Raw genomic sequence first — 14,432 nt, forward strand, 5'->3', positions numbered from 1 at the left:
CAGGCAGCGGCTCTATAATGAAAGCGTTATAACTAATCGTTTATTGAGGAGGAGCAATATTGAAAGAGAAAATTACAAATCTGTTCGACAAACTAAATCCTTGGTTTGATAAGTTAGGGGCCAATCCTTATTTGCAGGCAATTTCTGGTGCTATGATGGCAACTTTAGGTCCGCTATTTATCGGTTCGATGTCCGTATTGATCGTTGTACTGATGGGAATGGTACCGGCACTTGCCAAGTTGGATAAATTGACTGGTCTGTTATCAAAAGTAAATACTATGACACTTGGGGCATTAGCGGTGTATATCGCTGTTTTGATTGCTTATCATTTGGTGAAAAAGCTAGATGAAGAGGAAGATCCGATTTCCGCTTCGATTATTTCATTACTCAGCTTTTTAATTATTACACCGCTTGGAAAAATGGCGGATGATTCGATGGGGATTCCGACAAACTGGTTAGGGGCTCAGGGAGTATTCTCGGCTTTAATCGTGGGAATTGTAAGCGCTCGATTGTATTTAGCGATCAAACGTCGCGGCTGGACGATCAAGATGCCTGCAGGTGTTCCGCCAATGGTGACAAAAACCTTTGAAGCATTGATTCCAACAATTTTGATTGGACTATTATTCGCAATTGTTGATTTATTATTTAGTTTAACCTCATTTGGCAATATGCATCAATTTGTTTACAGCATTATTCAGGAACCATTAAAAGGTGTAGGCGGCTCGATTGTTGCGATGATTTTATTGAGTCTGCTGCAACAAGTTTTATGGTTCTTTGGGATTCACGGAACCAATGTCATTATACCGTTAGTTACGCCGCTGTGGTTAGCGATGGACGTGGAAAATTTGAATGCGGTTCAGGCAGGATTAACACCGCCGAATATTGTTGGTTTAGCCTTTTTTAATATTATTACTTGGAGCGGCTTAGGACTAGGATTGGTCTTATTGATGTTACGTGCTAAGAGTAAACAGTATCGTCAAGTCGGTAAGATATCAGTTGTTCCAGCGCTCTTTGGTATTACAGAACCCGTAATCTTCGGGACGCCGCTCGTTCTGAACTTTGATTTGGCATTTCCTTTTATTACGAATAACACGATTGCTTTAATTATTGCTTATGTCCTAACCAAACTTGGGATCGTGGCAAAATTCATTGGAGTACAGGCGATTTTTGGTTTGCCGATTGGGTTTCACGCGGCAGTACAGGGGAGTATTTCGATTATTTTATTGCAATTATTTATCCAATTAGTACTATCACCAGTTTTGTGGTATCCATGGTTCAAACGATTGGATCTGCGCACCTATAAAGAAGAACAAGCAGCTGAAGGAGTTAATGACTAATGCAAGAAGCAAAACTTAAGGAACTACTCGATTCATTGACATGGACAGAGAAGGTCGGTCAATTAGTCCAGTTATCCGGTGATTTTTTTCATAGCGCGGAGTTGGCGGTCGGACCGAAAAAGAAACTGGGAATCACGCAAGAAACCATCGATGTGGTCGGTTCGGTTTTGAATGTGACTGGTGCAGAAACGACACGAAACATTCAAGAAAAGTATTTGAAAAATAGTCACCATAAAATTCCGTTATTATTTATGGCTGATATCATTTACGGCTATCGCACGATTTTCCCGATTCCCTTGGGTCTAGGGGCGACCTGGAATCCTGAATTGATCGAAGAAGCTTATGGCGTAATTGCAAGAGAATCGCGTTCCGCCGGGGCCCATGTAACGTATGCGCCAATGGTTGATCTAGTTCGGGATGCTCGTTGGGGGCGTTGCTTAGAGTCAACGGGAGAAGATCCACAGCTGAACGCTGATTTTGCCAAGGCGATGGTGCTCGGCTTGCAGCAGGAGCAAGGAGAAATGTTTGAAGGAATTGCTTCATGCGTCAAGCATTTTGCCGCCTATGGAGCGGGAGAAGCAGGTCGGGAATACAATACGGTTGATATGAGTGAACGTCGTCTGAGACAAGATTATTTAAGCGGGTATAAGGCGGCAGTGGATGCCGGGGCAAAATTAGTGATGACCTCTTTCAATACGTATGATGGCATGCCGGCAACTGGTAACGAGTTTCTATTAAAAGAGATTTTACGTGACGAATGGGGCTTCGACGGTGTGATTATTTCTGATTACGCAGCGGTCCAAGAATTGATTGCCCATGGAGTAGCAAAGGATGAACGTGAGGCCACTTTGCTGGCGATGAAGGCAACGAACGATATCGATATGAAAACGGGTTGTTACGCCAATGAATTGGAACCATTAGTCAAAGCAGGGGCGATCGATCCTGAATTAGTGGATGAAGCCGTTTGGCGGGTATTGAAATTAAAGAATGATCTAGGCTTGTTTGAAGATCCTTATCGTGGCAGTACGGTCGAACAGGAGCAGCGAACATTGCTGACAGAAGAAAATCGAAGTTTAGCACGAAAGGTTACTCAAGAATCCCTGGTTTTATTGCAAAACAAAAATGATCTGCTTCCCTTGAAGCCCAACGAGGATAAGATTCTACTAGTGGGTCCCTATGGGGATGAACAGGATTTAATTGGTTTGTGGGCTGTTCATGGAAAGAGTTCCGATGTGGTTTCAATCAGAGCAGCCTTGGAAAAAGAATTGAGCAAGGAGAATGTTGCTTTTGAAAAAGGCTGTGATCTTTTAGCGGATTATCAGTTTTTAGGCGAGTTTGGTGCTACCAAAGAACAGATTCATTCACTAGGAATGACAGCAGAAGAAAAAGAAATTGCTTTAAACAAGGCGCTTGCGGCCGGAAAAAAGGCGGATATTATTATCTATGCGATGGGTGAGCATACGATGCAAAGCGGAGAAGCAGGCAGTCGAACCGATATTTCGTTACCGACGATTCAAAAAGAATTCATGGAACAAATGATCACGCTGGGCAAAAAAAATATCCTGATTTCAATTAGTGGCCGCCCCCTAACACTTACCAAGGAAGTGGAACAGATGGATGCCATTATCCAAGCCTGGTTCCCAGGAACGGAAGGCGGAAACGCGTTAGTAGACATTCTGTTTGGAAAAGTGAATCCATCTGGACGACTCAGTATGGGCTTCCCCGAAAATGTCGGGCAGTTACCAATGTCTTACAATGAATTTAAAACCGGACGTCCGTTAAACAGCAGCACCCATCGTGGGCGTTTTGTTACGAAATATTTGGATAGTCCGAATGCGCCGCTATTCCCATTTGGCTTTGGCTTGAGCTATGGAAAGGTAGAATATAGTGAACTAATCTTGAGTACTAAACAGATGACCGATGAGTTAACAGTGTCGCTTAGACTGAAAAACATCTCTGATTATACCTGTCTCGAAACGGTTCAATTGTACATTCAAGATGTTACCGGTTCAGTGGTTCGCCCAGTCAAAGAGTTGAAGAAATACCAAAAAGTCTCATTGCTGCCGAATGAAGAGAAGCTGGTTGAGTTCTCACTTCAACGCAGCGACTTATACTATTATATGAAAGATATGCAATTTGGAACGGAAGCTGGTGAGTTTATCGTCTTTGTTGGTAAAAATGCCAACGACACTCAACAAGCAGAATTTGAATTAATGTGATTTTAAAACGAATGGCCTAACAAAAGGTCGTTCGTTTTTTTTGTCTCAATCCAACTATTCGATTATTCGACAAAATTGTGATAAATTGCAGATGAAAATCCAGTGAACGGCGAAAGAGACAGAGGTGGGCGGCATGCAAATGACCCAAGAGGAAATACTAGAGAAAATCTACAATTTAATATTGAATCCGAATACCCGCGAATGGGAACGCTACTTATTATCCACAACCAAAAATGCGTTAACTGATCAAGCAAGCTTTAACGAGCAATTGGCTAAGCTGGAGGCTGAACTGCGTCCATTGGCGCTGCGAAATAATTTGACCCCAGATGTAACGGATTTTTATCAGGAAATCACGGGAAACGCCACTGTTACGGAGCAAGCGGTAAAGGAAAAGCATGTTGTCAGTGATCCTGCGTTTCAAGAGCGGGCGATCTTTGCGGGAGGTTGTTTTTGGTGTATGGTGGAGCCCTTCGAAACACATCCGGGAATTATTTCAGTTCTTTCAGGCTATACTGGCGGAACCCTAGACCATCCTAGCTATGACCAAGTAAGCAGCGGCGGAACGGGCCATGTTGAAGCAGTGGAAATTATTTACGATACGCGTATCGTCACTTATCAGGAACTGATTGACCTTTATTGGCAGATTACCGACCCGACGGATGCTTTTGGTCAATTCCAAGATCGGGGGCTTCAATATCGTCCCATCATTTTTACAACAAATGAAGAACAACAAGTTATTGCCGAAAAAACGAAACAAGCCGTGATCGATTCAGGCAGGTACAAGAAACCAATCATCACAGAGATCAGGGAGGCGGAAACCTTCTGGCCTGCGGAAAATTACCATCAGGAGTTTTATAAGAAACAACCCAAACGCTACAAAGCAATTAAACGGGAGCGTCAACAGTTTTTAACATATCAGCATTTAAAAGGAAAACTCAGAGCACGTTTCGGCAAGAGCAAAGCAAATTAAATTTTTTAAGTGTTGACAATTTGTCGATAAGGGAATATATTGTATACATACCAACCGAATGTATTGATAGGAGATAACAGATATGGCTCGGAATAAATACCCAGAAGAAACAGTCAACAAGATTTTAGATGTGTCTATGCAGCTGTTTTTAGAAAAGGGCTATGAACATACGTCGATCCAAGATATCGTCAATAATCTTGGCGGTTTGTCAAAAGGAGCCATTTATCATCATTTCAAATCAAAGGAAGAAATTTTAGATGGTGTGATGAATAAGCTTTATCAAAACAATGAAAATGAATTTGATCACCTTCAACTGCTGAAAAAGGACTCGAACATGACGGGGTTACAAAAGCTTCAGTCTTTACTTACGACAGCCTTAGAGAGTCCTCGCCAAGATGAGATGTTCAAAATGGCTCCAGATTTTTTGAAAAATCCCCAGATGCTGGCGATGCAAATCGAAGGGATCTATACAGAATCAGTTCCGCACTTTGTTCAACCAATCATTGAAGAAGGAATTGCAGATGGTTCGATCAAGACCGATCATCCAAAGGAACTGGCGGAGGTAATCTTGTTATTGATAAATATTTGGTTGATTCCTTTAGTTCATGATGAAGATCCCAACAGCGTATCGAATCGCTTTGCGCTCTTTCAGGAAATGATGGAAAAAATGGGGATTGAGATCTTCGATCAGGAGGCTGGAAAGCGTCTGGAGAAATTTCGCAAGATGTACAATCAAAATAGTTAATTTCTGCCTTCGTGGCAGTTTTATTTTAGCATTATACATACCTTCGTTCGGTATCATAGAAGGGGTATAATTGTCTCACAAAAAAACAAAAAGGAGTGGTTTAAATGGAACAAAAATTTAGCAAAAAAAGTGTCGTCGGTGTAAATACAGGGAGTCAACAGAAACGAACGTTGATCCAACGAATGGGTGGTGGAATGCTGGTGATCTTTTCCGGTATGTTTATTTTACCGATCTTGTCTGTTTTGACGGGTGCCTTCGGACTGATTGGTATTGGTTTGCCGATAGTTGCAATGATGAATCTTTGGGGAATACTCGATCTCCCATTCAATATCTTGTTTGTACAATTGACTGGGTTTCCGCAAGTGATGGCGGGAGTGATCGTTGGGGGGATGTTTATTGCTGTGTCTGTCGTATGTGGATCCACGTTGAAGAAATACATGGCGATCGCGAAGCGAATGATTTAAAGCTAAATGGAGACAAGACGCACAGGATTGGTATCGACTTCTTTTCATTCAATAAATCTAACATTCGAAAAGTTACTTTCATTTAGAAATAGGCATTTATTTTTACGTATGTATATTACTAGATTAGGAGAGTGAATAAAAATGTTAAACATATTGTTAGTTTTGGCAGACATTGGTTGGGTGCGTTCATTAATTTTGAACGTACTAGCTAAGAAAGGAAGGGCAAGTAGATTGTATGCTGTCTTATCTTTGATTCGGGGAGGCTGTTAGGTGCGATAGTTGGACTTTTAGTGGTATTGATAATAAAGGGCAGAACATTAGTGTAACGATTTGGAGTAAAGGAGCGATCCTTTGCTTCTTTTTTTATCCCCAAAAAACCATCGGGACAATTTATTGTTGTTATTGAAAAGGGGAATATGGCGCATAAACGGCGTCACAAAGTAAGTCAATAACGGAATTAAACGAAAAAGGGACTAGTGTATTTGATGCTTAAATATAATGAAATGAATGTAATGTTCGAATATTATAATCACTAATAACGATAGTTATCTTAAAGATGTTGTATATATGCGGAAAAATAATGCATCTTGAAAATTTTTAGGAAAAATCAATTATTTTATTAGAATCAATTAATAATATGTTAATATTAAAATACGTATTTGAAGTGATTTGTATGTTGCGAATCTCTTTTTTTTTCTTGTATCAGAAAATATAAGGACAAAAAAATTATTTAGCTAATTAAAAAATGCTTAACTGGATAATATAATTAAAGAAAATTAATCAATAGTTAATCCAGTTGTAGAAGGAGCGAGAAATGCAAGCAAACGATTTATTGATGGATGATGATCGTTATAAATGGTACCTACTTCAATATTTGGAATTAAATAAAAATTCCTATTGCTCAATTGATCAACTTGGAGATATTTTAGAGATTTCTCGCTACAAACTAGAAAAATATCTACAGGAACTTCAGGACGAGTTAGTGGAGAATCATTTTGAAGCGACGATTGAGCTGCTTGAAACAGGAGAGATTGAGGTTCGTGAGTTAACACATGCGATCGTAAAAAAAATGCGTCTGTTTTTAGTTGAACGAAGTCTTACCTATAAAATTTTCCATTGCTATGTGACGAATGAAACCAGTCTTGACAAGCAGATTGAAGACCTTCACGTGAGTCGGTCGAGTACCTATCGCTTATATAAACGGCTGAAGGCTCAACTTGTGGATGAAGGGTTTCAGCTGAAGAAGAATCAATTGATCGGAGAAGAGGACATGCTCCGAAATTTTTTGTTTGGTTTATACTATGAAATTTTCAATGGTTTAGCCAGTCCTTTTGATAAGGAGACGCAACACCAGGCAAAGGAACTCTTACGATATTTGGAACATTATCTAAACTTGTCTTTGCCTAAAACAAAAGAACATAAGCTACTGTTTTTTATTAGTATTGCGTTGATTCGCATGAGAAATATCCATCCGATGGATCGAGAGTATCTCAACTATGTGGAGAATGATGCAACAGAATATCTGGATAAATGGTTGGATAGTCATTATTCATTGAGCCCAGAAGAAAAAAGACGAGAAATTGCCGCCTTATTACTATTTTGTCAATTGATGGAAATTGATTTGCCACTAGAAACGGCAATTATTGAGGGAGATCAGATGCGAATGGCGGAGAAACTGGTAGACGAATTCTTGCAATACTTGGCCGAACATTCCCGTTTTGAGCTTAACCAATTAAAGGAAGATGGGGAGTTGGTCGCTGGACTGTTGAGAATCAATCGAAGGTGGTTGATTTATCATTTTCGCGAATCGACATTTGTGGCAAAAATTCAACGGCGGTATTTTCAAGAGATTAACCCTAAACTAGATGAGCTAATTCAAGATTTTATTGAAAAAATTGCTCATAGAGGGATCTTCCACTCGGATCAGGAGCGAAACAAGCTGTATTATGATTATTTATTTTTCATGATCACACAAATTTCCGTTGAGGAATTGGAAGATCCAGTGTTTATTTGTATCGATTTTTCTCACGGCAGCAGCTACAACGAATACATTCAAACCATGTTGAGCTCCCTACAAACTATGAACATTTGTTACGAAGAAAAATTGAGTACGAAGACGCAAATTTATTTATCTGATTTTTTGATTGACACACTTCCTTGTCATCAAATGATTTGGAAACGGCCACCCACGCCGGAGGATTGGGCTGAGTTTGGTCATTTACTATTAACGGTTAAAGGAGAAGCCTATGAATAGAAATTTATTGATGGCGTTGGCTCTCCCTTCGTTGCTGTTTTATCAATCAAATGCGCCGATTTTATATAGCAGTGAAAAATTGATCGCACAGGTGAAGGAAGAACAAAGAATGCTCGCATTTGATTTATCGGCGACTGGTAATACGCTGATCATCTCGAACGATCAAGTGAAAGAATCAAAGGAAGACTCAGAACGAACGGCGGAGCATTCTCAAGAGCGGGCAACAGAGAATGCTGCTGAAAAAAATGAGAATAAATCTGATGAAACGATACAGACACAAAAAACAGGTCGCGCTCTTCCGAAAACAAATAAGGAAGAAATAGAACATTCAGCACATAAAAAAAGCACTGATGTATTAGAAACAATTGAACAAAAAATCAGTGCACTGCCGGTTCCCGATTTGCCATTAGATAAGAAGGGTGAGCGCGAACTGGTGCGGATGCTGGCGAATATGTCGGGAACGATTTTATACGGCACAAAAATGACGGAAACTAATAGGAACGAATACATTATTTTTTAAAGGAGATGTAAAAGGATGAATGAATTAAAAAAATTGTGGTCGTTAACAGCGATTTTCGGAATGCTGATCGGCATGTTTCCAATGTCGGTCGTTGCTGAGACGATTGAGAACACTGATGTCGTAATCAACCAAGTGGAGATTACGGATACAGAAGATCGAGAAGTCACGGAGAACAATCGCATAAAGCATAATCAAATTGTAAAAACGAAACTTAGTTGGTCATTAGCTCAGGCGACCTTGATTGATGAAGGAACGATGGTGGCGGTTGCTTTGCCGGAAAATCTGAAGTATTCAGATCAATCCGGCAGTTTAGGTGAGATGGGGAGTTATCAGGTCAGCAATCAGCAGTTAATCTTTCAATTCAATAAAAATTATCAGGAAACAGCTGATGGACGCGCTCCGGATTTTTCCAGTGCCAAATTTTATGAAGGGGCATTAGAGCTGACTGCAGAAACAACAGCAGAAGATTTGGAAACAGAAAATGTGGATTTCGGAGACAATCTGGTTTCGACACTTTACTACGACAAAAAGACTGATCCAGCAGCAGATCCTGTTGCCGAAACGGAACGCAATGAAGCAGATTCAACTATTCAAGCGGCTATGCAACCAAGGGCTCATAACAATAATCTAAACGAAAGAAACGTAAAATTATTCGATAATATTATCATAACGGATAAAAATGGTAATCCATTTACAGATGAGAATCCAGCAAAATACAATGACACCATCAACATTCATATTGATTGGTCATTACTAAATACTGTTGAAATTCTCGATGGCGATTACTACGAATACAAACTTCCCGATACGTTTGCTGTCCATAACGCTGTAGATCGACCACTTGAAAATGGGAACCAGGATTTGGGAAGATTCCAGTTAGACACAAATGGAATCCTGAAGGTCATCTTTAACCAAAATGCAGCGGACCGATCGAATCGCCAAGGGATAATTGAATTAAATACCTCTCTTAACGTGAATACCACAGAAAAGGAAGTTGAGATCGAAACGGGGATTAAGGACGGACAAGACAAAGAAATTGTTATCGTTGTTCCCATCTTCCAAATTGACATCTCGAAATCCGGTAAAATCAACAATAACAGTACGGTGAACTGGGAAATTGATTTTAATAAGAATTCTAAAACTTTGACGAAGGTCGTGGTGACCGATGTAATGCCTGAAGGGCTGGGGTATATTGCGTCTAAAGGATGGCTTTTCAAAAATGGGCAATGGGAAGAGACAGCTAATCTGTATACGTATAATCCGGTTGCTCAGACCTTTACTTTTAATGATACGATCACTGACCCAGTTAGAATTTCGATTAGTGCATACATTGATCAAAAGAAGCCTACGATTGACACATATACCAATACTGCCAAAATTACAGGAAGTGAATTTTTAGAAAAGGACGCTTCAGCTACAGTAAGTTTTAAAGGCGTGGACAACTACAAACGTTTTATCAGCTATGATCCCCAAAAAGGAGAAATATCTTGGGAATTATCGACTAGCTTTACAAAAGCAGGTGGTTTGCTGTCGGATAAGACTTATGCCGGAATGGATGCAGAGGGCGCATTGCACTACCTTGTAAAAGAGAGTGTCGAGGTTGTCAATAAACAAGATGGTTCCACGGTAGCGAAGGATCGGTGGGAACTTAAAAGTACTACTGAAAATAGCGCAGGACAAACCGTGGCTTTTGAAATAAGCTTTAAAGATGCAGGCACTTATATAATCACGTATAAAACTAAACTGGCCAAGCCCACTTTGTCAGATACCAAAATCGACAATTATATGACTGTTGATGATGATGGAAATAAAAGTGAAGGCAGTGCAGGCGGAACAGTTACTCCAGAAATAGGAATTGGCGTGGATAAAGCTGTCGACGCAGAGAATAAAGATGTAGATAAGATGATCTTGGCTTGGAGCGCTGAGATTAATAAAGCTGGTAAAACGATTAATAATCTTGTCATTACCGATTTATATGAAATGGCCAATGGAAGTAATGTAAGTGCGTTAACATTGATTAAAGACGAATTAGTGATTAAAACAGTCTCAGGCACGACGTTGAAACTAGGAACCGATTATGAGGTCGAGATTTTAACAAGGCAGATACCAGGGACTTCTGAGACGCTGGAATCAGGCTTTAAGATCACTTTTAAGAACACGATCACCGAAAAATTAATGATGACCTACAAAACAAAATTTGATATTAACAAGCAAAATGAGCTAAAAGACTCAGGGAAGTTTCCGTCAGTAGCTGGAAATCGCTTCAGCAATACATTGTTTGCTGAGTATCAGGATGAAAACGGCGATGCACATAAAGTAGGTGATCAGGCCGAGCAATGGGTTAGTAATAATTGGTTGAAGAATGCGGATAAAGGTGGCTTCTTTGTTGAAAAAGGAGAAGATGTCCATGCTGCTATGAAAAAATTTCTGAATAAGAATAATTTGAACTTCACGAATATTTTCGAGGAGGCGACTGCTCCCGAAGACAGTGTTTACTGGATCGCTAAATTCAATTTATTCAAGGATAAGATTCCGGAAAACTACAAAATTATTGATACGTTAGGTGAAGGACAAGTTTTTCGAGATTTGGCGATTTACGAAACGACCCTTAGTCGTGATGGTGATTTTACAGAAAGCTATGGAAAAAAATTGGAGCAAGGATCAGATTACGATTATGAATTAGTCAATGGAGATATCGTTATCACACTTCTTAAGGAGACGGACAAGACATTGTCGGTTGCGGTTGCGGTAGATGCGGATGAAGATATTTACAGGTATCGAAATTATGCAGAAATGCAAAATGAGGACAGTGAAAAGATCGTCTCTGCTGATGCGGAGGTAAACGTGTCTACTAAGGAAGAGTGGTTGTCTAAAGAAGGCCTTCAAAATGTTGCAAACAATCGATTGGTTGATTGGCGAGTAATCATCAATAAGGATTCTAAGAAGATTCACAATGCAACAATTACGGACACAGTAAAATTGAATCAGCAAACATTCATTTTAGATGAAAATAATCAAGTCGTCGTGAAGGTTTTTAAAGCAATCAAAAACGGGAATAACTTTGATAAAGGAGAAGAAGTGTCATTTCCACCAGGAAGTGGAGCTACGCTAATGACGGATTCGATCAAAGGAACCCAAAGTCTAAAAATTGAGTTTGAAGAGTATATTAATGAACCTTATATCATTGAGTACCAAACAAAATTAGACCCAGGGATTATGAATAGCGAAAAAATCACGAATGATGTAAAACTTAGCGGCGGTAAAACAGAGATTCATCAAGTAACTGAGGAAGTAGTTGTAAAAAACACAGATGGTTCTGGTACCTCAAGCGGTGTGAATGGCGCATTGATCATTCATAAAATTGATAGCAGCGGAAAAAATCCGATCAATGATTCAGCCTTTTTCGATATTTATCGTAAAAACGCTGAAGGTGCTTATGAAATATTCATTCCAAATCTTGAAGTGAAGAATAATAAAATTGTAACGAGTGATGGAAGTTCAATTGAACAATTAAGTAATTTACGATACGGTGCCTATGCGATTCGGGAAGTGACCGCTCCGGATGGCTATATAAAAGACGATACCTTATATGAATTTACGATTGATTCCAATAAGCAAACCCACACATTTACTTTAGAAAATAAAAAGAAAATAAGCGGAGTAGCAGACATTACACTAGAAGCAGAAAAGCTTTTGGATGGCCGTACGTTAAAAGAGAATGACTTCAGCTTCAATTTAAAGGGTAATGAAGACAAAGTAGATCAAACAAAGGAAAACACCGCAGATGGTAAAATAACCTTTGATAAGATCACATACGACAAAGAAGGAACCTTTACGTATACGATTTCGGAAGTTATTCCTTCCGATGCAGAAAAAGAAACGGGCATGACCTATGACGAAACGAAGTATAAAGTCACGGTGACAGTAGAGGAAAAAGATGGCAAGCTAAAAGCAAACGCGGTATACGAAGACATTGAAACTGGGAAGGTCCCGATCTTTAAAAACGTGTATAAAGCTTTACCTACAAGTCTTGAGCTAACCGCACAGAAAGAATTATCCGGACGTCCGTTGGAAAATCAAGAATTCAGCTTCAGTCTGAAAGGTGATGGCGTCAATCAAACGGTAAAAAATGATGACGATGGCCAAGTCAAATTTGCTCAGATCGACTATGACAAAGCTGGTACCTACGAATACACGATTTCAGAGGCGATTCCAGCAGAAAAAGCAACAGGTATTACTTACGATGAAACGCAATATAAAGTCACTGTAACAGTAGAAGAGAAAGCTGGACAACTAGAAGCGACAGCCGTGTACGAAAACGTCAAAGCCGGCGAAGTTCCAGTCTTCAAGAATATCTATAAAGCACTACCAGGAAGTATCCAATTAGAAGCGAAGAAAGAATTAAGCGGGCGTGAATTAAAAGCGGACGAGTTCAGCTTCAACTTAAAAGGCGACAATGTCGATCAAATGAAGAAAAATGACAAAGCTGGAAAAGTAACCTTCGACCAGATTGCTCACGACAAAGCTGGAACCTATGAATACACCATTTCAGAGGCTGTTCCAACAGACAAAGAAACGGGTATCACTTACGATGAAACGCAATACAAAGTCACGGTAAAAGTCGAAGACAAAGGTGGACAGCTAGAAGCGAAAGCCGTATACGAAAATGTCAAAGCTGGCGAAGTGCCAGTCTTCAAGAACGTATACAAAGCTTTACCAACAAACATCCAATTAGAAGCGAAGAAGGAACTAAGCGGTCGTGAATTAAAAGCGGACGAGTTCAGCTTCAACTTAAAAGGCGACAATGTCGATCAAACGAAGAAAAATGACAAAGCTGGAAAAGTAACCTTCGACCAAATTGCTTATGAAAAAGTTGGAACCTACGAGTACACTATTTCAGAGGCTGTTCCAACAGAAAAAGCAACGGGCATCACTTACGATGAAACACAATACAAAGTCACGGTAAAAGTCGAAGACAAAGGTGGACAGCTAGAAGCGAAAGCCGTATACGAAAACGTCAAAACCGGCGAAGTGCCAGTCTTCAAGAACGTATACAAAGCTCTGCCAACTAACATCCAGTTAGAAGCGAAGAAAGAACTGAGCGGTCGGGAATTAAAAGCGAACGAGTTCAGCTTTATGCTAAAAGGAGAAGGCGTCGAACAGACGAAACAAAATACGGCAGATGGTCTTGTGACTTTCGATCAAATTGAATTCGACAAAGCCGGTACCTATGAATATAACTTATCTGAAGTAATTCCAGCGGACAAAGAAACGGGCATCACTTACGACGATACAGAATATAAAGTAATCGTCAAAGTAGAGGATAAAGCGGGGAACTTAGAAGCAACAGTAACCTATGAAAATGTCAAAGCTGGTGAGAGTCCAATCTTTAAAAATATCTATACACCAGAAAAGAAAGTACCGACTGGTGAGATTTTATTGAAGAAAATCGATAGTAAAACTGGCCGGACATTAGCCAACGCTGAATTCAAGTTAGTCGATGATAAAGGACAACCTGTTGCAGGTAAAGAGAAAATTGTTACTGGCGAAGACGGTTCGATTTTCATTAAAGGATTGGCAGATGGCGACTATCAAATCATTGAAACGAAAGCACCAAAAGGCTATTTAATCGATGAAACACCAATTAAATTTTCTGTGAAAAATAGTCAGCCAAGTAAAAATGAAATCAATCAAGAAAACGATCCACTTAATCTGCCTAAGACAGGAAACTCTAGCAGTAAAACCACCAATGTTCAAACGACTTATCGAAATGCTTCAGGAACAAGTTCAGCAACTGCCAAACGCTTGCCAGCGACAGGAAGCATGCAAAGCAAAGGCTTGATCGTTTTAGGGCTGTTCTTCCTAGCGATGTTTGGATTAGTCATTTTTGGAAAACGAAAAAAAGTATAGCTTATTTAGCAGA

The 14,432-nt window shown here is 39.8% G+C and carries 8 protein-coding genes; all 8 read left to right on the plus strand.

What is annotated here, in order from left to right; all coding sequences use genetic code 11:
- The first annotated feature begins 59 nt into the window (after positions 1-59).
- The 8 genes from IGI44_RS02555 (at position 60) to IGI44_RS02590 (ending at position 14,419) form a co-directional block, all read left to right on the plus strand.
- The gene (locus IGI44_RS02555; protein WP_438786200.1) at positions 60-1,337 is read left to right on the plus strand and encodes a PTS sugar transporter subunit IIC; all 1,278 of its coding nucleotides are present in this window, start codon (positions 60-62) and stop codon (positions 1,335-1,337) included.
- Positions 1,337-3,556, plus strand: a complete 2,220-nt coding sequence (gene bglX / locus IGI44_RS02560; RefSeq protein WP_438786201.1) for a beta-glucosidase BglX — start codon at positions 1,337-1,339, stop codon at positions 3,554-3,556. The genes IGI44_RS02555 and bglX overlap by 1 nt, the downstream gene beginning before the upstream one ends.
- Positions 3,557-3,689: 133 nt before the next feature.
- Positions 3,690-4,526, plus strand: coding sequence for a peptide-methionine (S)-S-oxide reductase MsrA (gene msrA, locus IGI44_RS02565; protein WP_438786202.1), 837 nt, complete (start codon positions 3,690-3,692; stop codon positions 4,524-4,526).
- An 82-nt stretch (positions 4,527-4,608) separates the two neighbouring features.
- The gene (locus IGI44_RS02570) at positions 4,609-5,271 is read left to right on the plus strand and encodes a TetR/AcrR family transcriptional regulator (RefSeq protein ID WP_438786204.1); all 663 of its coding nucleotides are present in this window, start codon (positions 4,609-4,611) and stop codon (positions 5,269-5,271) included.
- Between the two features lie 104 nt (positions 5,272-5,375).
- Complete coding sequence (locus tag IGI44_RS02575; protein WP_438786205.1) at positions 5,376-5,735, plus strand: hypothetical protein; 360 nt, start codon at positions 5,376-5,378, stop codon at positions 5,733-5,735.
- A gap of 814 nt (positions 5,736-6,549) precedes the next feature.
- A complete protein-coding gene (locus IGI44_RS02580; protein ID WP_438786207.1) occupies positions 6,550-7,989 on the plus strand; it encodes a helix-turn-helix domain-containing protein in 1,440 nt (479 codons plus the stop codon).
- A complete protein-coding gene (locus IGI44_RS02585; protein ID WP_438786208.1) occupies positions 7,982-8,509 on the plus strand; it encodes a hypothetical protein in 528 nt (175 codons plus the stop codon). The genes IGI44_RS02580 and IGI44_RS02585 overlap by 8 nt, the downstream gene beginning before the upstream one ends.
- Before the next feature lie 15 nt (positions 8,510-8,524).
- Positions 8,525-14,419, plus strand: a complete 5,895-nt coding sequence (locus tag IGI44_RS02590) for a Spy0128 family protein (protein WP_438786210.1) — start codon at positions 8,525-8,527, stop codon at positions 14,417-14,419.
- Positions 14,420-14,432: the final 13 nt, after the last annotated feature.

The organism is Enterococcus sp. DIV0756, from assembly GCF_051710745.1.
Taxonomy (GTDB): Bacteria; Bacillota; Bacilli; order Lactobacillales; family Enterococcaceae; genus Enterococcus_A.

What these genes read in the sequence shown, in the direction of transcription:
- bglX (WP_438786201.1), top strand. Translation starts at nt 1,337, where the DNA reads ATGCAAGAAGCAAAACTTAAGGAACTACTCGATTCATTGACATGGACA.
- msrA (WP_438786202.1), top strand. Translation starts at nt 3,690, where the DNA reads ATGCAAATGACCCAAGAGGAAATACTAGAGAAAATCTACAATTTAATA.
- IGI44_RS02570 (WP_438786204.1), top strand. Translation starts at nt 4,609, where the DNA reads ATGGCTCGGAATAAATACCCAGAAGAAACAGTCAACAAGATTTTAGAT.
- IGI44_RS02575 (WP_438786205.1), top strand. Translation starts at nt 5,376, where the DNA reads ATGGAACAAAAATTTAGCAAAAAAAGTGTCGTCGGTGTAAATACAGGG.
- IGI44_RS02580 (WP_438786207.1), top strand. Translation starts at nt 6,550, where the DNA reads ATGCAAGCAAACGATTTATTGATGGATGATGATCGTTATAAATGGTAC.
- IGI44_RS02585 (WP_438786208.1), top strand. Translation starts at nt 7,982, where the DNA reads ATGAATAGAAATTTATTGATGGCGTTGGCTCTCCCTTCGTTGCTGTTT.
- IGI44_RS02590 (WP_438786210.1), top strand. Translation starts at nt 8,525, where the DNA reads ATGAATGAATTAAAAAAATTGTGGTCGTTAACAGCGATTTTCGGAATG.